Source organism: Halobiforma nitratireducens JCM 10879 (genome assembly GCF_000337895.1).
GTDB classification, from domain to species: Archaea; Halobacteriota; Halobacteria; order Halobacteriales; family Natrialbaceae; genus Natronobacterium; species Natronobacterium nitratireducens.
In genome coordinates this window covers 1-26,965 of the sequence record NZ_AOMA01000060.1, presented here as the reverse complement: position 1 = coordinate 26,965, position 26,965 = coordinate 1, and the positions used below count along the sequence as shown (strand labels likewise).

Annotated in this window: 24 protein-coding genes; 11 read left to right on the top strand and 13 right to left on the bottom strand. The window is 60.9% G+C overall.

Going from position 1 to position 26,965, the window contains the following annotated elements; all coding sequences use genetic code 11:
- Positions 1–50: 50 nt before the first annotated feature.
- The 4 genes from C446_RS04425 to C446_RS19245 form a co-directional block, all read right to left on the bottom strand.
- A complete protein-coding gene (locus C446_RS04425) occupies positions 51–1,397 on the bottom strand; it encodes an aminotransferase class III-fold pyridoxal phosphate-dependent enzyme (RefSeq protein WP_006671868.1) in 1,347 nt (448 codons plus the stop codon).
- 49 nt (positions 1,398–1,446) lie between these two features.
- Positions 1,447–2,739 (bottom strand): MgtC/SapB family protein, encoded by a 1,293-nt coding sequence (locus tag C446_RS04420; RefSeq protein ID WP_006671867.1) that lies wholly within the window; start codon positions 2,737–2,739, stop codon positions 1,447–1,449.
- A 77-nt stretch (positions 2,740–2,816) separates the two neighbouring features.
- A complete protein-coding gene (locus tag C446_RS04415) occupies positions 2,817–3,092 on the bottom strand; it encodes a PadR family transcriptional regulator (protein WP_006671866.1) in 276 nt (91 codons plus the stop codon).
- Between the two features lie 508 nt (positions 3,093–3,600).
- The gene (locus C446_RS19245; RefSeq protein ID WP_006671865.1) at positions 3,601–3,747 is read right to left on the bottom strand and encodes a hypothetical protein; all 147 of its coding nucleotides are present in this window, start codon (positions 3,745–3,747) and stop codon (positions 3,601–3,603) included.
- A 61-nt stretch (positions 3,748–3,808) separates the two neighbouring features.
- Between C446_RS19245 and C446_RS18530 the strand changes: the two genes are divergently transcribed.
- Positions 3,809–3,991, top strand: a complete 183-nt coding sequence (locus C446_RS18530) for a hypothetical protein (RefSeq protein ID WP_152419367.1) — start codon at positions 3,809–3,811, stop codon at positions 3,989–3,991.
- Between the two features lie 38 nt (positions 3,992–4,029).
- Here C446_RS18530 and C446_RS04410 read toward each other — a convergent pair whose 3' ends face one another.
- Positions 4,030–4,728 (bottom strand): hypothetical protein, encoded by a 699-nt coding sequence (locus C446_RS04410; protein WP_049920028.1) that lies wholly within the window; start codon positions 4,726–4,728, stop codon positions 4,030–4,032.
- A 523-nt stretch (positions 4,729–5,251) separates the two neighbouring features.
- Here C446_RS04410 and C446_RS20205 point away from each other — a divergent pair.
- On the top strand, positions 5,252–5,668 hold the full coding sequence (locus tag C446_RS20205; protein ID WP_083861064.1) for a lysylphosphatidylglycerol synthase transmembrane domain-containing protein: 417 nt from the start codon (positions 5,252–5,254) through the stop codon (positions 5,666–5,668).
- Between the two features lie 80 nt (positions 5,669–5,748).
- Positions 5,749–6,486 carry a DUF7117 family protein gene (locus C446_RS04395; protein ID WP_006671861.1) on the top strand — a complete coding sequence of 246 codons (738 nt, stop codon included), beginning with the start codon at positions 5,749–5,751 and terminating at the stop codon, positions 6,484–6,486.
- 222 nt (positions 6,487–6,708) lie between these two features.
- Here C446_RS04395 and C446_RS04390 read toward each other — a convergent pair whose 3' ends face one another.
- The 3 genes from C446_RS04390 to glyA form a co-directional block, all read right to left on the bottom strand.
- The gene (locus C446_RS04390; protein ID WP_006671860.1) at positions 6,709–7,614 is read right to left on the bottom strand and encodes a bifunctional methylenetetrahydrofolate dehydrogenase/methenyltetrahydrofolate cyclohydrolase; all 906 of its coding nucleotides are present in this window, start codon (positions 7,612–7,614) and stop codon (positions 6,709–6,711) included.
- Positions 7,615–7,767: 153 nt separating this feature from the next.
- Entirely contained in the window at positions 7,768–7,923 is a 156-nt protein-coding gene (locus C446_RS19040) for a hypothetical protein (protein WP_160162956.1), read from the bottom strand.
- A gap of 531 nt (positions 7,924–8,454) precedes the next feature.
- Entirely contained in the window at positions 8,455–9,708 is a 1,254-nt protein-coding gene (gene glyA, locus C446_RS04385; protein WP_006671859.1) for a serine hydroxymethyltransferase, read from the bottom strand.
- A gap of 170 nt (positions 9,709–9,878) precedes the next feature.
- On the opposite strand from glyA, the gene C446_RS04380 reads away from it, so the two are divergent.
- Positions 9,879–12,170, top strand: a complete 2,292-nt coding sequence (locus C446_RS04380) for a hypothetical protein (protein WP_006671858.1) — start codon at positions 9,879–9,881, stop codon at positions 12,168–12,170.
- Between the two features lie 175 nt (positions 12,171–12,345).
- Here the strand turns inward: C446_RS04380 and C446_RS19035 are convergent, their stop codons facing one another.
- Positions 12,346–12,513: a hypothetical protein gene (locus tag C446_RS19035; protein WP_006671857.1), complete on the bottom strand. Its 168-nt coding sequence runs from the start codon at positions 12,511–12,513 to the stop codon at positions 12,346–12,348.
- 244 nt (positions 12,514–12,757) lie between these two features.
- Here C446_RS19035 and tbsP point away from each other — a divergent pair, with 244 nt between their 5' ends.
- Positions 12,758–13,576, top strand: coding sequence for a transcriptional regulator TbsP (tbsP, locus tag C446_RS04375; protein WP_006671856.1), 819 nt, complete (start codon positions 12,758–12,760; stop codon positions 13,574–13,576).
- Between the two features lie 106 nt (positions 13,577–13,682).
- Here the strand turns inward: tbsP and C446_RS04370 are convergent, their stop codons facing one another.
- Complete coding sequence (locus C446_RS04370) at positions 13,683–15,899, bottom strand: AMP-binding protein (protein ID WP_006671855.1); 2,217 nt, start codon at positions 15,897–15,899, stop codon at positions 13,683–13,685.
- 145 nt (positions 15,900–16,044) lie between these two features.
- On the opposite strand from C446_RS04370, the gene C446_RS04365 reads away from it, so the two are divergent.
- The 3 genes from C446_RS04365 (at position 16,045) to C446_RS04355 (ending at position 21,276) form a co-directional block, all read left to right on the top strand.
- On the top strand, positions 16,045–16,347 hold the full coding sequence (locus C446_RS04365; RefSeq protein WP_006671854.1) for a DUF7518 family protein: 303 nt from the start codon (positions 16,045–16,047) through the stop codon (positions 16,345–16,347).
- Between the two features lie 170 nt (positions 16,348–16,517).
- Positions 16,518–20,105 carry a chromosome segregation protein SMC gene (gene smc, locus C446_RS04360; protein WP_006671853.1) on the top strand — a complete coding sequence of 1,196 codons (3,588 nt, stop codon included), beginning with the start codon at positions 16,518–16,520 and terminating at the stop codon, positions 20,103–20,105.
- Entirely contained in the window at positions 20,098–21,276 is a 1,179-nt protein-coding gene (locus C446_RS04355) for a segregation and condensation protein A (RefSeq protein ID WP_006671852.1), read from the top strand. The genes smc and C446_RS04355 overlap by 8 nt, the downstream gene beginning before the upstream one ends.
- Before the next feature lie 171 nt (positions 21,277–21,447).
- Here C446_RS04355 and C446_RS04350 read toward each other — a convergent pair whose 3' ends face one another.
- Entirely contained in the window at positions 21,448–22,473 is a 1,026-nt protein-coding gene (locus C446_RS04350) for a hypothetical protein (RefSeq protein WP_006671851.1), read from the bottom strand.
- A 174-nt stretch (positions 22,474–22,647) separates the two neighbouring features.
- The gene (gene mtnP / locus C446_RS04345) at positions 22,648–23,508 is read right to left on the bottom strand and encodes an S-methyl-5'-thioadenosine phosphorylase (RefSeq protein ID WP_006671850.1); all 861 of its coding nucleotides are present in this window, start codon (positions 23,506–23,508) and stop codon (positions 22,648–22,650) included.
- Positions 23,509–23,786: 278 nt separating this feature from the next.
- On the opposite strand from mtnP, the gene C446_RS04340 reads away from it, so the two are divergent.
- From C446_RS04340 to C446_RS18520, 3 genes are all read left to right on the top strand, one after another.
- Positions 23,787–24,035 carry a hypothetical protein gene (locus C446_RS04340; protein ID WP_006671849.1) on the top strand — a complete coding sequence of 83 codons (249 nt, stop codon included), beginning with the start codon at positions 23,787–23,789 and terminating at the stop codon, positions 24,033–24,035.
- Between the two features lie 278 nt (positions 24,036–24,313).
- The gene (locus C446_RS18525) at positions 24,314–25,003 is read left to right on the top strand and encodes a hypothetical protein (RefSeq protein WP_152419366.1); all 690 of its coding nucleotides are present in this window, start codon (positions 24,314–24,316) and stop codon (positions 25,001–25,003) included.
- 68 nt (positions 25,004–25,071) lie between these two features.
- The gene (locus tag C446_RS18520) at positions 25,072–25,809 is read left to right on the top strand and encodes a hypothetical protein (protein ID WP_152419365.1); all 738 of its coding nucleotides are present in this window, start codon (positions 25,072–25,074) and stop codon (positions 25,807–25,809) included.
- On the opposite strand, the gene C446_RS18515 is transcribed toward C446_RS18520, so the two are convergent.
- Positions 25,806–26,564, bottom strand: a complete 759-nt coding sequence (locus tag C446_RS18515; protein ID WP_152419364.1) for a hypothetical protein — start codon at positions 26,562–26,564, stop codon at positions 25,806–25,808. The genes C446_RS18520 and C446_RS18515 overlap by 4 nt on opposite strands.
- Positions 26,565–26,965 lie beyond the last annotated feature (401 nt).

The window sequence follows — 26,965 nt, the reverse complement described above, 5'->3', positions numbered from 1 at the left end:
ACGGAACGTACCAGTGTCCGTCCCACCACCGATGGCGCGTGTGATCTGTGCTACTGGGAGCCGTCGGTCGCGTCGATCGCCTCGAACAGCAACTCGAGGGCGAGATCGATCTCGCGCTCGGTCACGTCGAGCGGCGGGAGCAGGCGCAGCGTCTTGTGGCCGCATCCGAGTAGCAACAGGCCGCGTTCGAAGGCTGCTTCGACGACCGCTTCGCGTCGCTCCTTGGTGTCGAACTCGACGGCCTGCATCAGGCCGCGCCCGCGAGCGTCGACCAGTTCCGGCCGATCCTCGACGCCCTCGTCGAGTCGACTCCGGAGCTGTTCGCCTCGCGTTCGAGCGTTCTCGAGCAAGTTCTGCTCCTGAATGATATCGAGCGTGAGCGCACCCTGCATCGACGCGATCACGTCGCCAGCACCCCAGGTCGAGGAGAGTCTCCCTTTCTCCTCGGGGAAGACGTCGGACCGGGAGATCGTCGCACCGACGCGCATCCCTTTCGCCGCGGTGATGACGTCGGGCGTGAGATCGAGGTGGTCGACACCCCACATCTCGCCGGTGCGACCCACGCCGGCCTGGATCTCGTCGGCGATCACGTGCAGGTCGTACTCGTGGCGGAGTTGCTCGAGGTCGCGGGCGAACTCGGGGTGTGCAGGTCGGTAACCCCCCTCTCCCTGGATCGGCTCGAGGATGATGTACGCGACTTCCTCGGGATCGATGACGCCCTGTTTTGGATGCAGTTTGTCGGCGACGACGTTCCCGCCGGGGCCGTCGGTCGACCAGCGAGTCTCGTATTCCTCCTGGGTGGAGGGGTACGGGACGCTGACGATGCCCGGGACTTCGGGGAACCCCTTGCGGTGAACGGTCTTCGACCGGTTCAGCGAGAGCGCCCCGAGAGTGCGACCGTGGAACGCGCCGTCGGTGGTGAAACCGCGGCGGCCGCCGTTGGCGTAACAGACCTTGATCGCGTTCTCGACGGCCTCGGCCCCGGAGTTCGAGAGGAACACGCGATCCATGTCGTAGTGATCGGTCGCGTCGACCAGTCGTTCCATCAACTGGCTCGGGCCGGGGAGGTCGGGATCGGACGGTGATCCACCCGCGCTCACGTAGAAGTCCTGGCCGGCGATCTTGAGGGGATCGACGAGATCGAACTCCTCGAGTTTCCGGCGGAGAGTCGGGTTGTTGTACCCGAGCGGGGCGGCGGCAACGTGGCTCGTAAAGTCCATGAGAACGTTTCCGTCGACGTCGGTACAGAACGGACCGACGGCGTCGGCCGACGTGTCCCAGACGAACTCGTAGACGTACGTACTCGGGGCCGCGAACTCGTGGTGGTACTCGGCCCATTCTTTCGCGCGCTCGTCCGGAAGGGTCTCGACGTTCGGTTCGACCGTCTCTCTATCCATACACGTTTGTATTCTTTTAGGGGATTAAAAGAATTCGAACCGGACGCGGTCAGACGACCACCAACACTGAAGCGACAGCCCCGCCGACCAACAGCAACACACTGTAGGCCGCGACCTGCTTTCGAAAGCCACGGTTCGTCGATGTCGCGGCCAGCATCGCCTTGACGACGATACTCGAGACCGTCGCGAGCAGAATCCCGATCGTTGCCTCCGCGGGAGCCAGTTGCCCACCACGGTAGAGGACGACCGCCGACGTCGTCGCGCCCGCACTCGAGACGAACCCGCTGGCGACGGCGGTGGCGTAGAACCCGAGCGTCCCCAGCCACTGTTCGGAGAGGGACCCGAACACGAGCACGACCAGGAACACCGCACCGAACGCTAGCGCGTTTTTCATCGAGAACGGACTCTCGAGTTCCATCGGCCCGGATTCGCTCCAGTCGGCGGTAACTGCTGCGATAGCGAACGCAACCAGAATAACGGCCCCGAGCGGGATCACGGCCTCGACCAGCAGCCCCCGACCGCCGCCGATCGTGAACCCGACGGCGATGGCGAGGTTTCGGGCAGCCATCGCGGCGTTGGCAAGCAGGATCGCTGCGACGGCGTAGGAGGCCGCATCGGGTCGCTGCCGAACGTGGTCCAGCATCGTCCCGACGACGGCCGTCGACGACGCGAGTCCGCCGAAAAAGCCAGTGATCGCGATCCCGCGGCCACCGTAGGTCGAGACGATCGCGTAGTTGACGATCCCGATTCCCGCAACCGCGACGACCATCAGCCAGATGACTTGCGGCTCGAGGTCGACCGTCGTCGCGCCCAGATCGAGTGGGTACTCGGCCGGCAACAGCGGGTAGACGACGAACGCGAGGATGGCAAACTCCGTCGTCGAACGCATTTCCTCCCGGGAAAGCCCCCAGGCGAATTCGTGAAGCTCACGCTTGAGCACGAGCAACAACGAAGACAGCACGGCGACGGTCACGCCCTCGATGATGAACTCCGCGGCGACGAGCGCCCCAACACCGTACGCGACCAGCATCGAAACCGAGGTCGTCAGCGAGAGGCCGGTCTCCTGGTCGTCGATCAGCCCCTTGACGGCGAGGAGGACACCCTGGACGATCACGAGTAGTCCACCCAGGAGCAACAGCCCCTCGCCGATGTCGGTCTCGAGCACGAGGATCGTAAACACCGCCGCGAGCAGACTGATCAGCGAGAAGGTCCTGATCCCGGCGGACTTCTGGGACCACTCCCGCTCCAGCCCCAGGAACATCCCGAGAGCACCCGCCAGGGCGATCCGGACCACCGTCTCCTCGAGCGGGGCGTCAACGAGTTGCAGTGCGACCTCGTTCACCCCCGAGTATTTACTTCGGCCCTATATAAGCGGTCTGCCGCAGTCCCAAGACGGTTGACCGGCCAACAACGGCCGAGTTAGAGGTCGACGTACTGTGCTTCCCAGTCGCGGCGTGCCTCGAGTTCGCGCTGGCCCCGTCGAGTGAGCGTGTAGAAGTTGGTTCGTCGATCCCGCCGCCCTTTCTCGACGAGACCCTTGTCGACCAGGGTGTCGAGGTTCGGATAGAGACGCCCGTGATGGATCTCTTTCTCGTAGTACTCCTCGAGTTCTTCTTTGATCGCCAGTCCGTGGGGCTCCTCCTCGCCGGCAATGACGTAGAGGAGGTCACGCTGGAATCCTGTCAAGTCGTACATTGGGAAAGTACCACTCGTATTTACTGTCGAATTTTAATAAGGCTATCGGGATCGGCTGATCTGACTCGCCCAATAACTATTGACGGCGGATGTATCGCGGAACTCCGAATGATAACGCCTGTGACTGATTCGTGGCCTGGACACACATAACCCGGAGATCATGTCTACGGTACGCGAAATATAGGTTCGTATTATTACACGTCGGGCACAAACGAGCGGGCTCGAACCACCGGTTCGGTGTCCGACCCGAAGCGAACTCGATCGGGACGCTGTACGGATTGAGACGCAAAGCGAACTACCACTAGCTACTTCTGGTCAGTTCAACGTAAACAGGAAAGCAGATCGCGTGACGGGAAAAGTGTCACGCGATCGCTTGCCGCCCTGAATTGGTCCCCGCTGACGCTTCGGCCCTCCAAGCGAAGCGTCAACTGAAAGATTTCGCCGATTGTACTTAAAGGTAACGACACAGAGCAGTTCGTGACAGGTTTCCTACGGAACAGGATCGTCCTCAGATATGTTCCTCCTCGAGGACCCAACCCAGCGCCCGCTTGTAGTACGTGAACATCTCTTCGACCCCGTCGTGGCGCATTTCGTCGCTTTCGAGGTGTTCTTTGAGAAACTCGTACTGCTCGCGAATTTCGTCTTCGTCACGCATGAGAAGGTGTTGGCCCGCGACGTCATTGAAGGTTTGTAACGCGGGGGTCGTTCGGTCGGCCGTGGCGACGGACGAAGACCGTGAGCCCCAGCGAAAGCAGTCGCGACGGCTCTCGCTCGAGGTGCCCGACCGTATTCGGGTTGTAGCAGCGACGACTGCGGACACGGCCGCGTCGGTTGGCACACTCGAGTCGTCACTGACCTGCCGTTCCAGGGGACGAAAACGTGGGTTCGCCGTCCGATGAACGACCCGGGTGGGATCGGTACGAACGGCTGGACGAATTTAGACGCCGTCGTCGTTCTCGTCGTCTTCGTCGTCGTCCATCGCGTCGTCGTCCATCTCGTCGTCCTCGTCTTCGCCAAGCGTCAAGGTAACCTCCTCGTCGTCGCCGTCGATAGTGACTTCCTCTTCGGCGTCGTCGTCCTCGTGTTCGGCGGAGACGACGTAGTCGCCGTCCTCGAGGTCGTCGAACTCGACCTCGCCGTCCTCGTCGGTTTCTTCTTCCTGGGGCCAGTCTTCGTCGTCTTCGTCCTCGTCGTCCATCTCGTCGTCTTCGTCGTCCATCGCATCGTCGTCCTCGTCTTCGTCATCCATCTCGTCGTCTTCGTCATCCATCTCGTCGTCTTCGTCATCCATCGCATCGTCATCCTCGTCTTCGTCGTCCATCTCGTCGTCCTCATCGAGCTCGACCGTCGCCCCCTCCACCGGTTCTTCGTCTTCGTCTTCGACCGTAACGGTCAGCGTGAAGGTATCGTCCTCGTCCTCGTCATCGTCTTCTTCCTCGTCCATTTCGTCGTCATCGTCCATCGTATCGTCGTCGTCCATCTCGTCGTCCATCTCGTCGTCGTCGTCCATCGGATCGTCGTCTTCTTCCGCAGGATCATCTTCGGGGTCTTCGTCAGCACAGCCGGCCAAAACGAGCGCACTCGCTGTACCTGCGGCGGCGACGAACTTGCGGCGATTAAGTCTTTGATGGGACATATACCTGGATAGAACGTTTCCGTTCGTTTCCGTGTGGCCTGCAACTGCCGTACGTTAATCACCCATTAGACGCCGCACAGCACTTCGTGACAGTCGTTGGTGGTGATCGATCGTTCGCCGGGACCGTCACGGCCGCCAACGGTCGCCCTGTCTCTGGAAATGTCCGATCTCGAGCCAGTGTCAAGTCGATAAAATAATTGACCGTGGGTTCGTGGCGTCCCTCGTTTCGGAGGGCGGGGAGATGGCTTTCGAAGCGGGCTCGCGAGCGTTTTCTCCGCGTATCTTTTGAACTACGTCCCCTACTACACGTTCGGCTTTCTCGCGTTCGGCGTGATCGCATGATCGCAACCGGCGACAACCTCGTCAGTGGCCTGTCCACCCAGCCCGTCGCGTTCGGCGCTCTCGTTTCGCTCCTCGCTGTGCTCGCCTTCGTTACGGTACGTCGGCCGTCGATCGTGTATCGGTTCGTCCTCGGCACCGCCGGACTCTTTCGGCGGCTGCTCGGGAGTTACCGATCGGTTCGATGCGTATCTGGCACTCGAGACGATACGCGTTCGACTCGACGGACTCTACGAGACGCTCGAAACGATCTCCGCCGACAGAAAGACGCTGCTGGTCGCGACCGTCTCCGCTCACCTCGGGATGGGGTTTCCTGATGCTACCCGTCTACATCGGCGCGGTCGCCCTGGGGTACCAAGTCGCGATTCCGATCGCCGTTCTCGTGGTCGCGCTGGGCAAACTCGGTTCCGTCGTTCCGGCCCCGGGTGGCACCGGCAGCGTCGAGGTGATGGTCACCGCGGGACTGACGGCGCTGGCCGGCATCGATCCGGCCGCCGCGTTGACGATCGCGCTCGTCTACCGCCTCTGTACGTACTGGCTCACGATCGGGGTGGGCGGCCTCTCCGTGGCGGGGCTGTTCGCCCGACGGTCGGTAGCGTAGCACGGCGGCGGCTCGCCGAGCGGCCAGCGACGCCGCGGGACTCCGTGGGCTCTTTTTGATTCGCTCGCCTACGACCGTCCATGAAGATCCGGGGCGAGCGCGAGTGCAAGGAGTGTGGGACCCGTTGGTCGTACTACGAGACCGGGAGCATCGACTGTCCCGGCTGTGGGAGCCTCCGCAGCGTCGGCGTCGACGAACGCACCGAACACACCGATCTCCAGGTTACGTTCGATCTGACGCCAGTACGTAGCGACATCGACGGCGCTTCCCCCGGAGAACTCGCCGAACGAGCCCGAGAACGGTGTCGGGAGTACGTCCGTCGCCGTGGATTCGTCAACGCCGGTACCCTTCGAGACCTCGACGATACCTACCTGGCCGCGACGGAACTGCTCCACGTATCCGATGTCGTGGCTCGCGGGATCGACCTCGAGCTCGAGGACCGCGAGGAACTGTACTTCCTCTCACTGCTGCGGGACGCCGATACCGGTGAGCGGCCGCCGGCCGACGAGATTCCGCGATCGCTGCGGACGGCTCGTGGGCTCGCGTATGCGAACGCGGTTCGTGAGTACCGGCGGGACATCCGAACCTGGATCGAGGAGCGCGAGCGCGACCGGAAGTTGACGATCGACGAGCGAAGCGCGCTCGAGACGCTCGGCGAGCACGTCAAACGGATACGGATGCTCGACGGCGACATCGATCCCCGGACCGCCGACCGTCTCGTCGAGACGACCCGCGAGTTGGCCGACGGGCTGCGCGGCGACGAAGTCGCTTTCGCGCGCGCCCAAGAGGGGTTATCCGGCCTGGAGTTCACCGACTAGAGCCCGATCGCGCTCGAGGATGGAAAACGGGTGACGGTCGAACCGACTACGCGTCGGGACGCGCGGTTCCGGCGGATGATGGGCCGTAAAATCACCCCACATGGTCGGCTCGACACCGGGGGACTGCCGACGACGTTCTGAAGCAATCCCGCCGGGAGATCGGGTTCGTCTTTCGACCGGATTCGGTCGGGTCTCGGATCGGCTCCAACTCCGAGACGCCCGTTACGGCAACTCGACCTCGACACCCTCCTGCAGGCTCGCCGCCTTGACCGTGTTGTAGAGCAACATCGCTCGAGTCATCGGTCCGACGCCGCCGGGGACGGGAGTGATCGCGCTCGCGTTCTCCGTTGCGCTGTCGAACTCCACGTCGCCGACGAGTTCGTACCCTTTCTCGGTGTCCGCATCCACGCGGTTGACGCCGACGTCGATCACGACCGCGCCGTCGCCGATCATCGAGCCGTCGATCATCTCCGGAGCCCCCGCCGCGGCGACGACGATATCCGCATTACGGGTCTTCTCGGCGAGAGCCGCCGTCCGTGAGTGACAGACCGTCACCGTCGCGTTCCCGTCGTCGGCCTTCTGGAGTAACAGGTTCGCGAGCGGCTTTCCGACGATGTCCGAGCGGCCGACGATCGTGACGTCTTTGCCTTCCGTTTCGACGGCCGCCGCCTCGAGCAGTTTCTGGACCCCGTGAGGAGTGCAGGGACGGAAACGGGCGTCGCCGGCCACGAGACGACCGACGTTCTCCGGGTGGAACCCGTCGACGTCTTTCGCGGGGTCGACTCGGCGGATGACCTCGCGGTAGTCAACGTGGTCCGGGACGGGTGCCTGGACGATGTAGCCGTGGACGTCGTCGTCTTCGTTTAGCGTGGCGATCTCCTCGTACAGCGTTTCGGGCGACGCGTCGCCGTCGACGTCGACGTGATAGCTTTCGATGCCGACCTCCTCGCAGTCCCGCTGTTTCATGTTTACGTACGTCTCGCTTGCGGGATCGTCGCCCATCAGAACGGTCGCCAGCCCCGGACGTGCCCCGGCGTCGGCGAGCGTCTCGATGGCGTCGGTCAACTCGTCGCGGATCTCGCTGGCGACTGCGTCACCGTCGATGATCTCGGCGTCGGTCTCCGTCATATCCGAACCGGCGACTGCGAGGCTAATCAACCCTCGGGTTCGTGCCCAACGGCTGGATATCCGTGGGCGAAAATACCCACGTTCGTGTACCACCACGTCGGCCGATCGACACCCATCGGGGAGTCACCTGCTCGTCCCGGGAGTCGACACCGCCTACTCTGCTGTCTCTCGTTCGTTCGCGACCACGTGGTCGTACTCACCCGCGAGGTCGTCGATCTCACGTTCGTCTGCCGCCTCGAGTCCCGGCCCGGGACGCTCCTCCCAGGCGTCGGTCTCGAGCAAACAGACCGCGCGGTCGTCGACTGTCATCGGCGACGTGCCCGACACGTGATCGTCCAGCCGACCAGGTCGTGGGTCTCGACTGTCTCGAGGATACCGGAACGTCGTTCGGTGCGTCGGCGGGCACGCCGGGGTCGATCGGCGCGTCCATCGTCTCGGGTCGCGGCGTCGAGTCAGTGTCACGCTCGTGGTCGGTGGTCGGTAGTCGGTGGTCAGTGGTCAGTGGTCGGTGGTCGGTGGTCCCCTCGGCGGCGGGATCGCTCTCACCGGTCGACTCCGGGAGGGGATCGACCCGAGAGGGCTGGCCATCGTCGAACCGGACCGGGACGAGACCGATCGTCTCCGCGGGCGTGACCGCGTCGAAAAGCAGCGGTCGGTCGGTTTCCCGAAGCGCGAGCAGCCGCTCGTCGTCGAGAAGGGTGCTGGTCGGTTACGTCGACAGAGCGACGCTACGGCGGGTCGTGGGAAAAGCCGCGTGCCGGCGATTGGCAGGCCAACACGAAGCAGGTGTCGTCGCGGGACTGGCCGACACAGGAACGGGATCGACGACGCGAACCGAACCTACGCGTCTTCGTACAGGGGGTTCTCCTCACAGAGCCGCTCGACTTCTTCGCGGACTTCGGCGATGACGGCTTCGTCCTCGAGGTTGTCGATCACGCGCGCGATCAGGTCGCCGACTTCGCGACAGTCTTTCTCATCGAAGCCGCGGGTCGTCAGACCGGGGGTTCCGGCACGGATACCGCTCGGGTCGAACGGCGAGCGGGTCTCGCCAGGGACCGTATTGCCGTTGAGGACGATACCAGCCTCTTCGAGCGCATCCTCGGCGTCGCCGCCCGAGACGTCGGGATGGCTCTCACGGAGGTCCACCAGCACGAGGTGGTTGTCGGTGCCACCGGAGACCAGCGAGAAGCCGTGCTCGGACAGCGACTCGCCCAGCGCCGTCGCGTTCGCGACGACCTGCTCGGCGTACTCCTCGAACTCGGGCTCTAAGGCTTCCTTGAAGCCGACGGCCTTGCCGGCGACGTTGTGCATCAGGGGACCGCCCTGTCCGCCCGGGAAGACGGCGGAATCGATGTCGTCGGCGTACTCCTCGTCACACATGACGATCCCGCCACGACCGGCACGGATCGTCTTGTGGGTCGAGCCCGTGACGAAGTCGGCGACGCCGACCGGGGAACTGTGGACGCCGGCAGCGACAAGCCCCGTAATGTGGGCGATGTCCGCGAGGTGGTAGGCGTCGACGTCGTCGGCGACGTCCTGGATGCGTTCCCACTCGATATCCCGGGGGTAAGCGGAGTAGCCGGAGACGACGATGTCCGGGTCGAACTCCGTGGCCATCTCGGCCAGTCCGTCGTAGTCGAGATACCCCGTCTCGGGGTCGACCTCGTACTGTTGGACCTCGTAGAGTTGACCGGTGAAATTCGCCGGATGGCCGTGGCTGAGGTGCCCGCCGTGGTTGAGATCCAGCGAGAGGATTCTGTCGCCGGGCTCGAGCATCGCGAAGTAGACTGCCTGGTTGGCCTGCGTTCCGGCGTGGGGCTGGACGTTGACGTGCTCGGCCCCGAACAGCTCTTTCGCACGCTCGATCGCGAGCTCCTCGACTTCGTCGGCGTACTCACAGCCGCCGTAGTACCGCGAGCCGGGATACCCTTCCGCGTACTTGTTCGTCAAGACGCTCCCCTGGGCGTCGACGACCGCGCGACTGACGTGGTTCTCGCTGGCGATCATCTGCAGCGTCGACCGCTGGCGATCGAGCTCGTTCTCGAGCGCATCGGCAACGGCGGGATCGACCTCCCGGACGTGCTCGTGATCCATGTGCGAAAGGGTGACTGGCAATCGTATAAGTGTACCTTTCCCTGCCGGGGTAGCCTCCAGCGAGGGGGTGACGTTCTGAAGCGAGGTGTGTTTCCATGCCACAAGAAATAACTATCGGTACCACACTATCCAGTACAACTAACTAATCGGGGGGACATTCCGAATCTCGAATGATAGAATGGGAGTTGGACGGCCGCGCACTCCGGGTCACCGATGCGGACGACGCCGAGTTGTCCGTTCGGGCCCCCGATCTCTCGGTCGATGGAGACGGCCCCGACTTCCCGCGTCCGGTCGACGAAACCCTGGTCGTACGCGCCTCACGGCTCGCGTTCCCGCACGCGGTCGTCTACGCGTTTTCGCTCGGGTCCGGTTCTGGCACTGTCACCGGCGGGCGAGACGAGGGGAAGACCGTCTCCGGGGCGGGGAACACGAACGGCGCGGGAACGGGAGCCGACGCGGGACCCCATCGGTACGAACTCGACCCCGGCGGCGAGCCCCTATCACTGCCTCCCGGCGAGTACGTCGTCGACGTGGACACGGAGATCAAGACGTATCTCCGGTTCTCCGGCCGTGCCACCGTCCGAAAGACGCCGGATTTCGAATCTGTCATCGTCTCCTTTCCCGAACAAACCCGCGTCGTCCTCGGTTTCCGCAGCCGCCACGAACTCCCCGCCGAGACGATCACGGTTCCGGACGACCCCGCCAGCGTCGCCGAGGCGATGTCGCACCTCGCTGCCTCGCACAAAACGGCCGGCCCCGAACGGTCCTACCCGACGCTTCGAGGGCACCCCCCGCTACTCGAGCGCGGTGACGAACTCACCGTCCCGGACGCCGTCGCGTCGGAGACGCCCACGAACGGGATCGAGCTCGTCGTCCCCCCGACCTACGAGGCGCTGTACGCCACCGCACCACTGGCGTACTACCTGCAGGCGAGGGTTCGAACCGATCCGATGCTCGGCGACGGACGACCCGGCGCGAACCGTCGGACCATGGGGAGCCGGCGGTCGGAGCGGAAACCGCGGCTCGTCCTCGTCGACCGTGGGATCGAGCGAGAACTCGAGTCCCCGCCGGCTCTCGAACGCGACGTCGAGCGGTTGCTCCGGAAGTGTTTCTTCCTCGACTGTCTGGTCCGCAACGTCGGGCCCCACGGAACGACGCTTGCGGAAGGAAACGTACTCACGGCTCTCGATCTCGACGCCGACGCGCTTTACGGCGCGAACCCCCAGGACCGACTTGCGACGTACCTCGACGTTCCGTTCGCCGCGATCGAACACCGGCTGCCGGAGTGGCACCTCTCGACGTACGTCGCCCCGGAGTTCGACCGCGTCGAGACGCTTCCGTTCCTGCTCGATCGAATGAGCCTGATCTACCGTCCACGGACCTCGGCGCTCGAGGGACAGGAACTGATCGAACGGTCGCTCGAGGACTTCTATCGTGGCGGTGGATCGGGTCGTGACGGGCTCGAGCCGACCGTCGGCGATCGTGCAAGCTCGCGGGAAGTCGCGTCGGTCGATGTCGTCAAGCCGGAGTTGCGCCACGGCCGGGTCCACGGCTGGCTCGCCGACGGCGTTCCGATCGACGTCTACAAATCCGCGCCAGCGGCCTACCGGAACCGGCTCGAACACCTCGCGCGCTCGAGCGACGGCACGTCGATCAGTGTCGTCCTCAACGACCCTGAAATGGCGGGTGAAGGCGACGCCGTTGCGGATATCTATCGTCGGCGCTCGGAAGAGTTGTCGCTCGACGTGACCGTCGACGAGTCACTCGCGAAGGCGGACCTGGCCCGCACGTTCGAGAGCGATCACGATTTCGTCCACTACATTGGCCACTGTGAGACCGACGGGCTCCGGTGTCCCGACGGGAACCTCTCGATCTCGTCGCTTGCAGCGTGCAACACCGAGACGTTCTTCCTCAACGCCTGTGGCTCCTACTACGAGGGACGGGCCCTGATCGAGAAAGGCAGCGTCGCCGGTGCGGTGACGTTCTCGCAGGTGCTCAACGACCACGCGGTCAGGGTCGGCTCGACGTTCGCGAAGCTGTTGGTCCACGGGTTCAGCATCGAGCGGGCGATGCAACTGGCCCGACGGCGGATTATGATGGGAAAAGACTACGCCGTCGTCGGGGACGGGACCCACTCGCTCACGCAGGCTGACCATCGGTTCCCGACGACGGTGACCGTCGAGCGATACGACGGAGACGACGGGACGGACGGCCGTTCGACCGGGCGCGAAGACGCCGCGGACTACCTCGTGACGCTTGACTGTTACGCTACCCGCGAGACGGGCGGCTACTACCATCCCCACACTGGAGCCGACGACCGTGCGTACCTCTGTGGCAACGAGTCGACGATGTTGCTCACGGGGCCCGAGTTGGCGGGGCTTCTCCGAGAAACCGAAGCGTCGGTGATCTACGACGGCGATCTCTACTGGTCCGGGGAAGTGTGGCAACGATTCGAGGACTGACATCGTCCGCGGCGTTCACGGCATAGTGATCTCGCGGGACCGTCGTCTCGCTCACTCGGGAACGTGGCGACTTTCGAGCGTCTTCACGGAAAATCAGGATAGCCGCTGTCGAGGGCCCTAGACCGCCGTCGGACGCCGGTGGGCCCGACTCGGAGCTTACGGCCGTCCGCTGTGATCAGGGACCGCCGTACGCGCTGATTCCTTTTGCCCGCGCGGCCTCCGACTCCGGTTCCGGTTCCGGTTCCGGTTCCGATCCCGGACTCGGCTCCGTCTCCGTTCGTTCTGACTGTTCGCTCCCGTGACCGTTCGCGACCCACCACGGTCGCTGGCCTCGATCACCCATGCGATTCAGTAATTGCAGATGACGGTTATATATTTATTGTAGTCACCGATTACTGACATTATTGCAGTCCCTACCGTTTCTCGAACGGCGGTTGTGCGGCAGTGTAATAGTTTCACGACCGGTGTCTCGTTCAGTCTCGCCTCGTAACGGAGAAAATTACCGGTTGACAACCGAGATCAGAAGTTCTGGCGGCTAAACGGCCGACAAAATTAAGTAAGTTTCTACCGTTTACTTCTCTACAGGCATGACCTCGAATTTACTCAATCATCAGATTGACGATATCCTCGGGTCCGTGCTCGAGGATGCGAGTGGGGACGTCTATATGATCAACCCATCCTGGGACGGGATCGAAGAGTTCGTCTCGGTGGCGACCGAGTTCGACGGCTCCCTTCCGACGGTCCACATGCTCGCCGACGAGCGAACGCTCAAAGACGTCATGGACGACTTCATCGTAGCGTCGAACGCGGCCGATCTCATCAGCCAGGACGCACTCGCGCTTCGCACACTCGAGGAAGCACCCGAGAATTCGCTTTTGATCACCGAAGATCGAATCGTCGCGATCGTTCACGCGGGCGACCGCGTCGGCGGCCTCGTCACCGCAGACGAGAGCTTCGTCGAGGACACGTACGACACCTACGCGACCCGCTGGGAGGATGCCGAAACGTTCAACCTCCGAACCCCGCCGATCAGCGACGTACAGGAAACACTCACCGAAGAGATCAGCGCCGAAGCGCAGGAAGACTTCTCCGCGATTCTGGACTCGCTGGAGACGGCCCGTGGCGACGGCGACGGGCTCGACGAAGTCACGATCTCGCTGCTGGTCGCCGCGAAGAACGACGCGCTACTGTACGACATTAGCAAGTGGGGCGAAGACGTCGGGATCGCCTCCAAGGCGACGTTCTCCCGAACGAAGACCAAACTCGAGGATATGGGACTGATCGATACCGAGAAGGTTCCGATCGATGTCGGTCGACCCCGACTTCGCCTGAAGATCGGCGATGAACGACTCCAGGAAGCCGACAACGGCCAGCTCGCGACGGTCGCACAGTCGATCCTCAACTAACCTCTCCGGTTCTCGTTCCGCCACCGATCCACACACAGCAGCGAGCTGCCGATCCGCAGTGGTCGACAGCGAAAACCGACGAGTCCCCGTCTTAGGTCCTCGGTCGTCAGCGCGCGCTCTCGAGTTTCTCTAGCGCTTCGGGATTCTCGATGCTGCTCATATCACCCAGTTCCTCGCCAGTGTAGACCCCCTCGATGGCACGCCGGATGATCTTGCCCGACTGTGTCTTGGGGAACTCGTCGACGAACAGGACCTCTCGCGGGCGGAAGGGCTTGCCGAGTTCCTCCCCGACCTGGGCTCGAAGCTCCTCGCGAAGGTCTCCGTCTTCGTCGTACCCGTCTTCGAGGATGACGTACGTCACCACCGCAGTTCCGGTGGTCTCGTCCGGCGCGCCGATGGCGGCTGCCTGGTTGACGGCCTCGTGGTCGATCAGTGCACCCTCGACCTCCGCGGGACCGACCTTCCGTCCAGCGACGTTCAGGGCGTCGTCGGCGCGACCGTGGAGGAACCAGAACCCGTCTTCGTCCTTCTGGGCCCAGTCGCCGTGGTCCCACGTGTCCTCGAAGGTCGACCAGTACTCCTCGAGATAACGCTCGTCACCCGACCACAGCGACTTCGTCATCGACGGACAGGAGTCTCTAGCGACGAGGTAGCCGCGTTCGTTGTTCTCAGTGATCGACTCACCGGTTCGATCGACGATGTCGATGTCCATCCCGAGACCGGGGCCGCCGAGCGTGCAGGGCTTCAGTGGCTCGGTCGGCATCGGCATCAGGAAACAGCCACAGATTTCTGTCCCGCCGGAGATGTTGATGATCGGGCACTCGCCGTTACCGACGTTCTCGTAGAACCACCGCCAGGACTCGGGGTCCCACGGCTCGCCGGTCGATCCCAGCAGGCGAAGCGAAGAGAGGTCGTGGCCCTCGAGCCACTCGTCTCCGTGTTTGCCCAGAGCGCGGATCGCCGTCGGTGAGATGCCAAACTGGGTGAGCTTGTGTCGATCGATCATCTTCCAGAACCGGTCGGGTTCGGGGTGGTCCGGCGCGCCCTCGTACATGAAGACCGTCCCGCCGAAGGTGTGGGTCCCGATCAGCGTCCACGGCCCCATCATCCAGCCGATGTCCGAGACCCAGAAGAACCGGTCGGCTGGTTTGAGGTCGAACCCGAAGTACAGTTCCTTGGCACACTGGACCTGCACGCCAGCGTGAGTGTGGACGATGCCTTTCGGCTTGCCCGTCGTCCCCGACGAATAGAGCAGCATCGACTCCTGACTCGAGTCCAGGGACTTGGTCTCGTAGTCGTCATCCTGGGTCTCGACGGCGTCGTCCCACCAGTCGTCGCGGTCGTCGTTCCAGGGAATCGCGTGTCCGCTCTTCTGCTCGCGGGTCGGTTCGCTGCCCGCTTGTCCTTCCGAGGCGCTACGTGCCTCGTTTCTGGAACCGAGACGGTCGAAAACGATCGTCTTCTCGACGTAGCCGGCCTGTTCGATCGCGTCGTCGGCCGACTCCTTGAGGTATACCGGATCGCCCCGCCGGAGGAAGCCGTCGCCGGTAAACAGTACCGAACACTCCGAGTCCGCGATCCGGGTGGCGGCGGCGTCGACGCCGAACCCGGAGAAGATCGGGACGGCGATCGCACCGACCTTGAAACAGCCATAGAGGATCGAGACGACCTCGGGCACCATCGGCATGTAGAGGCCGACCGTGTCGCCGGTCTCGATACCCCGTTCCTCCAAGGCGTTCGCAACCTTGTTCGACTGGCGGTGGAGTTCGTGGTACGTGATCTCGCGTACGTCACCGTCCTCGCTTTCCCAGATAGTCGCGACCTTGTTGCGCCGTTCCTCGCCAACCGCGGCGTGGCGGTCGAGGGTATTGTGCGCGACGTTGAGTCTGCCGCCGGGGTACCAGTCGGTGAACTGCGGGCCGTCGCGGCTCGCGGTTTCACCGTCGTCTCGCGGCTTGGCCGTCTGCTCGCGGGCCTCCGGCCCGCTTGCATGGTCCGAGTCCCTCGCTACTCGACTGTTCGCGGAACTCTGTTCCGCGCTACTTGCGTCTTCCGGGCCGCGTTGCGCTCCGCTGTCGTCCCTGACGGCGTCGTACTCCTCGTAGAACTCGATCCCGAGGTAGTCGACGACCTCGTCCCAGAACCAGTCGACGCCCGACTGTTCGATGCCCTCGAGGTCCGTCGTCGTCCGCTCGATCAGTTCCTCGTAGTCGTCGATGCCGTAGGCCCGCATGAACTCCGAGACGTTCGTCGACTCGACGAACTCCTCGTCCGGTTCGTGGACGATCTCGTCGACGTCCTCGAGTGCGGTGTTGCCTGTCATGGGTTCACGCGACGGTAATCCACGTTGGTACATGAAACCTCACTATCTTTGACTTCGATAGCGTTCGGGAGTCCGCTCAGGAATTACCAGAACGACTAGTTGTGTCTGACGTACGTTTATATGAGAGGGAACGGGCCTAGTGGATATGTCGAACAACCGCGTCGAGGAACTCGAATCGACGGTCGCGGAACTCGAGTCGACGGTAGAGGGACTGACGGACGAGCTCATCGAAGCCAAAGAGCGCATCCGCGTCCTCGAAGCCGAACTCGACACGGAGACGCCGACGCGCGTTCCGGATCGTCGCTCGGAAGACGCCGAAGAACTGGACGAAACGGTGACGGCGGAAGCGGAACCGGACGAGGTTGCCGAAGCGGCCGCCGACGCGGACACCGATGTCGAAAGCGACGAAGCGGAAGACTCAGGTAGCGACGACATTATCGTCGCATAACAGCACGGCGACCGGGACGGAGACGGTGCTGAAACGACGAAACAGAGAGAGGGAGAGTGGTCATCCGGGCGGCGCGTCGGTCCTCTCCCGGACTCTCACGCGTCGCGCACAGCCACGGTCGTGAACCGTCGTGGCGGCCCGGTCGTCTCGCCACGGAGAATCGAACTACGATGTACATCAAGGCAGTCGTTCTGGACAATTTCAAGAGCTTCGGTCGGAAGACGAAGATTCCGTTCTACGAGGACTTCACGGTCATCACCGGACCCAACGGCTCCGGAAAGTCCAACATCATCGACGCCGTCCTCTTCGCGCTCGGACTGGCCCGCACCCGCGGGATTCGCGCCGAGAAGCTGACCGACCTCATCTACAACCCCGGCCACGAGGACGGGTCGAACTCGAGTGGCCCTCGCGAGGCGACGGTCGAGGTCGTCCTCGACAACAGCGACGGCACGCTCTCGCGTTCGCAGGTCGTCAACGCCGCCGGCAGCGAGGACGTCGGCGATGTCGACGAGATCCGCATCCGGCGTCGGGTCAAGGAAACGGAAGACAACTACTACTCCTACTACTATCTCAACGATCGCTCCGTCAACCTCTCGGATATCCAGGATTTGCTGGCCCAGGCCGGCGTCACCCCGGAAGGGTACAACGTCGTCATGCAGGGCGACGTTACCGAGATCATCAACATGACTCCGCATGCCCGCCGGGAGATCATCGACGAGATCGCGGGCGTCGCGGAGTTCGACGCCAAGAAGGAAGACGCCTTCGAGGAACTCGAGACCGTCGAGGAACGGATCGACGAGGCCCAACTCCGCATCGAGGAGAAACGCCAGCGGCTCGACCAACTCGAGGACGAACGCCGAATCGCCATGCGATACCGGCGGCTGCGCCGTGAAAAGGAGGAGTACGAGGGGTACAAGAAGGCAAGCGAACTCGAGGAGAAACGCGAGGAACTCGAGGCCACGCGATCGACGATCGAGGACCTCGAGGCGGAACTCGCGGAGCTCCAGCGCGAACTCGACGAACGGGAGGGTACCGTCGTCCGCCTCCAGGAAGATCTCGAAGACTTAAACGCCGAGATCGAGCGCAAAGGCGAGGAGGAACAGCTCCGGATCAAAAGCGAAATCGAGGAGATCAAAGGCGACATCTCCCGGCTCGAGGACAAGATCGAGGCCAGCGAAGCGGCGATCGAGGAGGCCGAATCCGATCGTCGCGAGGCGTTCGTCCAGATCGATCGCAAGCAAGAGGAGATCGAGGAGCTCGAAGACGAGACCCGCGAGCACAAACTCGAGAAGGCCTCGATCAAGACCGAGGTCCAGGAACGCAAGCAGGAGAAACAGCAACTCGAGGCCGAGATCGAGGCCGTCGACACCGAGTTCGACGAACTCAAAGCCGAACTCGCCGAGCGCAAAGACGATCTCGAGGAGGCCAAAACCGAGAGAAACGACCTCCAGCGCGAGCAAGACCGCCTGCTCGACGAGGCTCGCCGCCGCTCGAACGCGATCGACGAGAAAGAGACGACGATCGAAGAACAACGCGAACGGCTCCCCGAACTCGAGGATCGCCGAAGCGACCTCGAACGCGAGTTGGAGAAAGCGAAGAAAAACCGTGCGAACATCGCTGGCGTGGTCGACGACCTCACAGACGAGAAACGCCGCCTCCAGTCGGATCTCGACGAGTTAGACGACGAGATTCAGGCTAAACAGCAGGAGTACGCCGAACTCGAGGCAAAAGCGGGCGAGAGCGGCGACTCCTCGTTCGGCCGCGCGGTGACGACGATCCTCAACTCGGGGATCGACGGCGTCCACGGCGCGGTCGCCCAACTCGGAACCGTCCCGGGCGAGTACGCCGTCGCCTGCGAAACCGCTGCAGGTGGACGACTCGCGAACGTCGTCGTCGACGACGACGTGATCGGCCAGCAGTGTATCGAACACCTCAAGTCCCGAAACGCCGGCCGTGCAACGTTCCTGCCGCTGACCGACATGAGCCAGCGGCGGCTGCCCAACGCACCCAGCGACCCGGGCGTCGTCGGCTTCGCGTACAACCTCGTCGACTTCGACGACGAGTACGCCGGCGTCTTCTCGTACGTGCTCGGCGACACGCTCGTCGTCGAGGACATCGAGACCGCCCGCTCGTATATGGGCGACTACCGGATGGTCACCCTGGACGGCGACCTGGTCGAGAAAAGCGGTGCGATGACCGGCGGTTCCGGTGGCGGCTCTCGGTACTCGTTTACCGGCGGCGGTGAAGGACAACTCGAGCGCGTCGCCAAGCAGATCACCGAACTACAGGAGGAACGGGACTCGCTGCGTGATGAGCTGCGGGACCTCGAGGAACGGCTCGACGACGCTCGCGACCGCAAGACCGACGCGGCCGACGAGGTCCGGTCGATCGAAAGCGAGATCGAGAGTCTCGAGGACGAACGCGAATCGATCGAAAGCGAGATCGAGTCCCTCGAGAACGACCTCGCGGAGCTGCGCGAGGAGCGGGACTCGGTCGACGAACGCATGAACGAAATCTCGGCCGAGATCGACGAGCAGACCGCCACGATCGAGGCCATAGAGGCCGACATCACCGATCTCGAAGCCGAACTCGAGGACTCGAAGATTCCCGAGCTCACCGATCAGATCGAGGAACTCGAGGCGGAGATCGACGAACGCGAGGATCGGATCGACGAGATCGACGGGAAGATCAACGAACTCAGCCTCGAGAAAGAGTACGCCGAGGACGCAATCGAGGATCTCCACGACGACATCGAGTCGGCACAGAACCGTACGGCGGAACACGAAGACCGGATCGAGAACTGCGAGACCGAAATCGAGGCGAAACGCGAGAGTCTCGAAGAGAAACGCGACGCGGTCGCGGAACTCGAGGACGAACTCACGGAACTCAAAGCGGAACGTACCGACCTCAAGGAGGAACTCGCCGCGGCCCGCAAGAAACGCGACGACCAGCAAACCCGCGTCGACACGGTCGAGAGCAAACTCGAGGGCAAACGCGAACGCGAGAGCGACCTCGAGTGGGAGATCGAGAGCCTCGAGTCGGAAGTAGACGATTACGATCCCGAGACTGTCCCCGACCACGACACCGTCGTCGAGATGATCGATCTCCTGCAGTCGGACATGGAGGCGATGGAGCCGGTCAACATGCTCGCCATCGACGAGTACGACGAGGTCCGCGAGGACCTCGAGGAACTCGAGGACGGGAAAGCGACCCTCGTCGAGGAAGCCGAGGGGATCCGCGACCGGATCGAACAGTACGAGACCCAAAAGAAGGCGACGTTCATGGAAGCCTACGAAGCCATCGCGGCACACTTCACCGAGATTTTCGAACGACTCTCCGAGGGGACGGGATCGCTACATCTCGAGGACGAGGACGACCCCTTCGACGGCGGACTGACGATGAAGGCCCAGCCTGGAGACAAGCCGGTCCAGCGTCTCGACGCGATGTCCGGCGGCGAGAAGTCCCTGACCGCGCTGGCTTTCATTTTCGCGATCCAGCGACACAACCCAGCACCGTTCTACGCCCTCGACGAGATCGACGCCTTCCTCGATGCCGTCAACGCCGAGCGGGTCGGACAGATGGTAGAGGAGTTGGCTGTCGAGGCCCAGTTCGTCGTGGTTTCACACCGGTCGGCGATGCTCGATCGGTCCGAACGTGCTATCGGCGTCACGATGCAACAGGACAACGTGAGCGCGGTCACCGGCATCGATCTGAGTGGAGACAGCACCGATCCCGAGGAGGTGACGGTCAGTGACTAAGGATGCCGATAGCGCTCGGGACGACGGGGATCGTGAGTGTCGTCGAAGCCGTGGTGGTGACCGGGACCATGAGGGCCACGAGGACCACGAGGACCACGAGGGCCACGAGGACCACGAGGGCCGCAGGGAATTCTACACCGACGGCGGTGACGATATCCCGCTGAACATCGCCGGCCACGAGGATCGCGACCGCCCAGGAGGAACGACCGAGGGGGACCGAGATGCACCCGGTTCCGATTCCGATCCCGTTCCCGGTCCCGGGCCCGGCCCCGGGGAAACCGTTCTCGAGTTCTCCGAGGACGCCGATGTCGACGACGGGAGCGACGGCGAGACCGGGGACGAAGACGACGAAGACGAAGACGAAGTCGAACCCGTCGAACTCCTCGTCCAACTGGCCGAGGACGGGGAGATCGATCCGTGGGACATCGACATCGTCCACGTCACCGACCGCTTTCTCGATGCACTGGACGAGGCCGACCTCCGTACGTCCGGCCGGGCGCTGTTCTACGCCAGCGTCCTCCTGCGGATGAAAAGCGACGAACTGTTCGCCGCCGACGAACCCGACGAGGACGAAGAGCTACCACCCTGGGAAGCGCCGTTTGCCGACGACAGTGCGATGCAGGGGGAGGGCGACGAGGACGGCCACCCTGCCGGGTTCGATCCCGTCGAAAGCCTCGAGGCCGAGATGGAACGACGCCTCGAGCGAAAGCACGCCCGCGGCAAGCCGGAGACGCTCGACGAACTGGTACGGGAACTGCGCAGCGCCGAACGGGACAGCCGGTGGAAACAGTCCCGCACCTACGACACGAGCGACTCCCCCAGCGGTTACGACCGGGGAATGCAGGAGTTGAGTTACCACGGGGGAGACGAGATGCGGGCCGGCGACGAGCCAACCAGCGACGACGTCACACACACGACTCACGAGGAAGACATCGAAGACGTCATCCACGACGTCGAGAGCGTACTCGAGACCCACTACGAGAACGGCCGTGAAGAGGTACTGTACGCGGAAATCGACGACTCGGGCGGCTCGCGCGTGATGACCTACCTGGCGCTGCTCTTTCTCGCCCACCGCGGCCGAATCGTCCTCGAGCAAGACGAGTTGTTCGGCGACCTCTGGGTGCAGCGCGCATCGGTCGACGCGGAACCCGAAGAAGCGATCGCGGACTGATTCTCTCGGAGTGAGTCCGGCATCGACTCCTTCCACAGCGCCGACAGGGCAGCCAGTTCGTGGGAAAGGGGTGTCCGTGCCGTCGTTCGCCGCCCGAAACGCCCGCGGCCACGTAACCGTACTCCGGAAACCGAGTTGGGGGAGACTAGCCGTCAGGACCGGAAACGCCCCTCACTCCGAATCGGGGCGGAAGTGTTCCCGGTGGACGACCGTCTCGTCGCCGTTTTCGACGACCGTAACGACGATCTGGTCTCCCTCGGCATGCAGGCCGACGTTTGCCCACGCGCCGGACCATCCCTCGGTGAACTCGAACGACGAGTCTTCGATCGTCGACTCGATCCGAACCGCGTCCGCATCGATCCCCGGCACGTCCGTGAGAGTGACCTGTGCCCACTCGAGGTCCTCGAAGAGACCCAGGTCGTCCTCGCCATCGTCTCCGTCACCCATCTCCTGGTCGAACTCCCAGTCGATCTCCTCGACGACAGCGTCGTCCTCGTCGATGATCTCCGGTTCGAACACCGATTCGGGGTCCTCGGGCGTCTCGTCTCTGACCCCCTGGAAGAGTACGCGCCACTCCCCGTCTTCGGGGACGAACACCCAGACTGCGGTGTCCTGGGTTTCGGTTCCGTCTGCCTCCTCGATTTCGACCATGGCGATCTGCTCGCCGCCGATCTCGTCCTCGAGATTTACCTCGGCGAACCAGAACTCGGCAGCCTCGAGTTCGAAGATATCGTCGATGGTCCCGTCCTCGGTGAGCAGTTCGGTCTCGTAGTCGCCGACCTCGTCGTCGTCACCACCCTGGAACTCCCAGCCGTCTTCCTCCCACTCGGCAGGGTTGAGCGGGTTCAGGCTGTGGACGACGTCGTCTACCGCGTCGGTATCACCCTCGGACGCAGCCTCGACATAGGCGTCGATTACCGCGACGAGTTCGTCTTCGAGTGTCTCGTACTCGTCGTCTTCGTCGCCGCCGTCAGCATCACCATCCTCGATATCGGCGTCGCCATCCCCGGATTCGTCTCCGTCAGCGTCCTCGCTGTCGGGGTCTTCGTCAGTTGGTTCCCCGTCGAGACACCCGGCCACTGCGATCGAGCCAGCGACGGCTCCACCGGACAGAAAACGCCTGCGGCCCAGAGTCGTGAGGAGTGATTCATCGTCGTCGTGCCGAACGTCCGAAATCCCGCTTTTTGGGTCCGACATAGCTGTTGGGTAGCTTTCTGGGCTATTTACTATTCGGCAGTTAGCACATTTGGTCTCGAAATCGTCGACACTCTCGATACAATCGATACTATCGTGAACGCAATCGGAAAGCGACCCCCAGCTCGGTCACGAGCCATTTGGCCGAAAACGAGTCCAGGACGGGTGATACACCCGTTACGCGAGGTACTCGCCCGCGAGCAACTCGACGCGATCGCGGGTCTCTTCGGGAATTGCGTCCGCAGGTGTGTTGATAGTTCCCTCGAGAGCTGACCAGGCGTCACTCTCGAAGTCACCGGGCATCGTTCGGATAGCGTGCTCGATGACCTGGTTGATCGCCTCCTGATTCGCCTCGGCGTTCTCGAGGACCTCCTGGAGTGTCACCTCGTTGTCCTGCTTCCAGACGTCGTAGTCGGTGACGCCGGCGACAGTTGCGTAACTGAGTTCGGCCTCCCGAGCGAGTTTCGCTTCGGGAATGGCCGTCATGCCGACGATGTCCCACCCCTGATCCCGGTAGAACTCGCTTTCGGCGCGGGTGGAGTACTGCGGGCCTTCGATACAGACGTAGGTCCCGCCTTCTTCCGCCGTCGTGTCGTCGTCGGTCGCCTCTTCGGCGGCAGTCGCGAGGTGGTCGACCATCTCGGGACAGTAGGGGTCGGCAAAGCCCATGTGGACGACCATGCCGTCGCCGAAGAAGGTCGGCTGGCGATGTTTCGTCCGGTCGAAAATCTGGTCAGGGACGACCAGCGTTCGCGGCGGCAGGTCCTCGCGGAGACTGCCGACCGCGTTGGTGGCGATGACGCGGTCGACGCCGACCGACTTGAGCGCGTAGATGTTCGCCTGGTACTCGGCATCCGTCGGCGTGTGCTGGTGGTCCTCGCCGTGTCGAGGGAGGAACGCGACCTCTTTCCCGGCGAGTTCGCCCAGCGTCACGGCCTCGCTGGGGTCACCGTACGGCGTCGAAACCTCCTCTTTCCGGGTGTTCTCGAGTGGCAGTGCCTCGTAGATACCGCTCCCGCCGATGACGCCGATGGTCATACGACTACCTGGAACGGGCAGTACCGTAAACGGACGGATTCTCGACGCGAGTCCTCGAGGGTGGGGAGACAGTCGTCGTCTCTAACGGCTATAGCGGGACACGACCGCAATTTTCCATCAATCATTAACTTTTATGTACAATAGGGCCGTAGCTGGAGGTACATGACCCATACGTCGGTCGTATCCGTACCCGTACCGGGACCCGTAGCCTCCCTCTCGTTTTGATCCGCTCGAGACGCCGTATCGCACGACGACCCACCGACCCGAACCCGACCGACATGAGTACACGAAATCGAACACACGCCCGAACCGAATCCGAATCACCGCTCGACAAGCCTACAGATCCTACAGCTACCGCTGGACTGACGGACGACATCACTCCCGACGACGCCGCAACCGACGATCCAGCCAGCTCCAGTTCAGCCGCCGCCGTCGCCCCCGCGACGTTCTCCAGGCGACGGACCGACAGACTCGAGAACCTCATCGACGACTGGAACGCAGCGTTCGCCGGCTCGAGCGGTCGCTAATCGAAGCCAGGTGGAGCATCTCGTTTGAGCGTCGCCAGGCGGACGCGAGGCTGTCGTCGATCAAAACCGTCTTTGAGTTCACGCTCGTAGCATCGTCCGGCCGATGACGAAGCACCCGCTCCGAGCCGGATTCGGCACCCGGTACTGACGAGCCCTATGAGTGCCGAGGCCCTCGATTTACATGTACCATTATAACTATCCAGAGAATATGTTCTGAGATAATAGTACAGGAAGACATTTCCTTCACTCTTATATTCAATAAGAGATGTTCTATGTCTATGGACTCTGGTGTAATTGGTCAAGTTGAATCCGGTAGTGAGCCTGTATCTGACTTCACAAAAGAGATATCCATTCAACATGAGCTATTTGATGAGCTCTCACAGTGTCTTAATGTGACTGAAGATATTCGTATGCCAGATGGACGGACCGCCCAATTTGGGCAAGCCGCTATTGAAGAGATTTCTTCGGTAGAGGAGACAGATATAGTTGATGGTGGTATTGATACGTACAAAAAGCCCCGCAAAATCGTGAAGACAACCTATTTCCTTCATGTTCCAGGGAACTTCGTAGTTGCAAGCAGTGGTGAAGGCCGGTTCGTTTTCGATTTGATTTCTAGAGAATTCTCGAATTCTGTAGACAGGATTGAATTTGACATTGATAGCTATATTGATGAAATTTATGATGAGGGGATCAATCCTTGGAAGGTTGGGTTTTATGATAATGTAGGAAATGCTGAAAATGGTGTTCTTCATGGTGAAAATATCCTTTCTGACTCCGAATTTGAAGAAGTTTTCAAGTCTGCAAAGAAAAACCAGGTAGGATTGAATCATTCCTACGATGGAAAGGAAATTAAAAACTTTGTCACTGAAAGTGGATACGTGGAAATTTACCAACCTAGTGACTTTTCAACCGGAGAATTTGCAACATATATTGAGGATGCTCTTCTCCATCATTCATATCAGCCATAGTCTGATCCCTTACAGGTTAGACATTACGAAGATTTTATATCACTTGTTTACAGAATGGTAGACAACTAATGCCCGTCGCATGTTCACTCTACGATTTAACTAATGGCTTTAATACTCAACAAGTATATCAGGACCTCCAGGGATTTGAAACAACAGTCGACGATGAGAACGCCAATGACCTCATCCACAGTGATTTAGTTGGAAATGTAGATTCTGATGAGTTCGAGTTAAAAATCACTACTACGGCGTTGAACCGTCAGGGAGGAATGCTAAGATGTACTATTGAGTATGATACTTTAAAACCTCGTGGTCATAGAGCACACGAGCGACCCTGGTACAAGGATGTAGAACGATTCGTTGTACAATTTAGCGATGGTCTATTTGAGGATGGGGGATTTGTGATTCTGGGGAGCAAATCTAAACGAGCATCAGCGATGCTCCACCTTCAGGAAGTTTTAGACCTTAGTCCAAATGACTATGAACGAAGGGATATTCCAACGGGAGTTATTGAAGATATTGTGGAAACAGACTCGAAAGATTCCAAAACTCGCACTGTTGAAGACTATGACGAATATACAGAAACTGCCTCAGCTTCTGGTCGGTTAAATGAGATGGGGTCTCTTGGTAATGACTTAGAAGATAGAGGAAATACGACTTGGGAAATGTTTGAGTCAATGGATTATGATGGTGTTCTAGGAATAAGCACTGAAACCGTTGTTTTCTATGGAAACATCTGGGAAGAAGAAACCAGAATAGAGTACTTGGAGAACAAGATTACTCCAAAGATCCTCGAAACGATTGATTAGCCATAGTAGATAACAAGATCTTGTAGCTTGTCGAAAATATCTGGTCTATCTCCAACAGATACATTCCGAACTAAAACTTTTTCATCTTCGAATTGAACTTCTACTGAATTGTTCTCTGCTTTCACACTATCAACACTTAGCTTGGCTAGGAAATCCTCAATCACAGTCGGTGAGTCTAGTTCACAAGCCACATTATACGTAGAAGATTTATCTATCTTAAAACTAACTGCACTTTGGAAGTCATCAATATATTGAGCACCCAGTTCTAAGCCCCAACGAAGATTGCTGTACTTCGTCCGAATCTCTGACTCAACGGTTATGGATTCAGCCACCCGTTCGTTCATCGGATCAAATTCTGGACTACCTGGTACTCCTTTTCCAGGGGTCGCATTCACGATCACATTCACTCGAAGATTAGCTCGAGAGGTTTCTATGTCGATAAAGTGCCGATCACCAGGCTCATTCGACCCTTTATCAACAATCCGCGTATCTTCGTTTACAATATTGCTTAAGTCACCTCTGATTTCGTCAGATATGGTGTCAAGAGGAACGGGATCATCTAGAGTATATTTTGCAGTCAATGATGTTGTTACTATATTATCTTTCCTTCTCTTTTTCCAACTTCTCATCCCATATATTATTCTTGAACGTAAGTTTTCTGGAAGAAGATACTGGAGGGAAAAACCGACTAAACCAGAGATGATACTGGTAACAAGAAGAACCAGCACCTCCAACAGCGTCGGCGTGAATTCCATTGTATGATCCCTTATGCTCAATCGTTAATCTGTCTTCTGATAGTTGAATTCTCCTTGCTGCCTCAAGTATATCATAGACTGCGAGGATAATGAATGCCAGGCAACCAGAGTGAAAGTGTATCTGTTTGCATTGGCTATCCAATTTGGCCCCTATAATAACGTAACCAGTATTTTATACTTCATCCGATATTTGATCTCATATGGGAGACGGAAGACGTCTCACGACAGACCGTTATTTTGGGGACCTGGACACTCGTCTCAGTAATCTAGAGGTCGCTCTTGATACTCACGGACATAAGTACGTGAAGACATCTTGCTCCGTTGCGAGGTCATCTAATCCTCCTCTCAGGCGTTCACTCCACTGTTCTTCGTGAGACTTGTAGGGAATTGGACGCCGTCTT

Coding starts and splice junctions, on each gene's coding strand:
- C446_RS04425 (WP_006671868.1), bottom strand. CDS start 1,397: ATGGATAGAGAGACGGTCGAACCGAACGTCGAGACCCTTCCGGACGAG.
- C446_RS04415 (WP_006671866.1), bottom strand. CDS start 3,092: ATGTACGACTTGACAGGATTCCAGCGTGACCTCCTCTACGTCATTGCC.
- C446_RS19245 (WP_006671865.1), bottom strand. CDS start 3,747: ATGCGTGACGAAGACGAAATTCGCGAGCAGTACGAGTTTCTCAAAGAA.
- C446_RS04410 (WP_049920028.1), bottom strand. CDS start 4,728: ATGTCCCATCAAAGACTTAATCGCCGCAAGTTCGTCGCCGCCGCAGGT.
- C446_RS20205 (WP_083861064.1), top strand. CDS start 5,252: ATGCGTATCTGGCACTCGAGACGATACGCGTTCGACTCGACGGACTCT.
- C446_RS04395 (WP_006671861.1), top strand. CDS start 5,749: ATGAAGATCCGGGGCGAGCGCGAGTGCAAGGAGTGTGGGACCCGTTGG.
- C446_RS04390 (WP_006671860.1), bottom strand. CDS start 7,614: ATGACGGAGACCGACGCCGAGATCATCGACGGTGACGCAGTCGCCAGC.
- C446_RS19040 (WP_160162956.1), bottom strand. CDS start 7,923: ATGACAGTCGACGACCGCGCGGTCTGTTTGCTCGAGACCGACGCCTGG.
- glyA (WP_006671859.1), bottom strand. CDS start 9,708: ATGGATCACGAGCACGTCCGGGAGGTCGATCCCGCCGTTGCCGATGCG.
- C446_RS04380 (WP_006671858.1), top strand. CDS start 9,879: ATGATAGAATGGGAGTTGGACGGCCGCGCACTCCGGGTCACCGATGCG.
- C446_RS19035 (WP_006671857.1), bottom strand. CDS start 12,513: ATGGGTGATCGAGGCCAGCGACCGTGGTGGGTCGCGAACGGTCACGGG.
- tbsP (WP_006671856.1), top strand. CDS start 12,758: ATGACCTCGAATTTACTCAATCATCAGATTGACGATATCCTCGGGTCC.
- C446_RS04370 (WP_006671855.1), bottom strand. CDS start 15,899: ATGACAGGCAACACCGCACTCGAGGACGTCGACGAGATCGTCCACGAA.
- C446_RS04365 (WP_006671854.1), top strand. CDS start 16,045: ATGTCGAACAACCGCGTCGAGGAACTCGAATCGACGGTCGCGGAACTC.
- smc (WP_006671853.1), top strand. CDS start 16,518: ATGTACATCAAGGCAGTCGTTCTGGACAATTTCAAGAGCTTCGGTCGG.
- C446_RS04350 (WP_006671851.1), bottom strand. CDS start 22,473: ATGTCGGACCCAAAAAGCGGGATTTCGGACGTTCGGCACGACGACGAT.
- mtnP (WP_006671850.1), bottom strand. CDS start 23,508: ATGACCATCGGCGTCATCGGCGGGAGCGGTATCTACGAGGCACTGCCA.
- C446_RS04340 (WP_006671849.1), top strand. CDS start 23,787: ATGAGTACACGAAATCGAACACACGCCCGAACCGAATCCGAATCACCG.
- C446_RS18525 (WP_152419366.1), top strand. CDS start 24,314: ATGGACTCTGGTGTAATTGGTCAAGTTGAATCCGGTAGTGAGCCTGTA.
- C446_RS18520 (WP_152419365.1), top strand. CDS start 25,072: ATGCCCGTCGCATGTTCACTCTACGATTTAACTAATGGCTTTAATACT.
- C446_RS18515 (WP_152419364.1), bottom strand. CDS start 26,564: ATGGAATTCACGCCGACGCTGTTGGAGGTGCTGGTTCTTCTTGTTACC.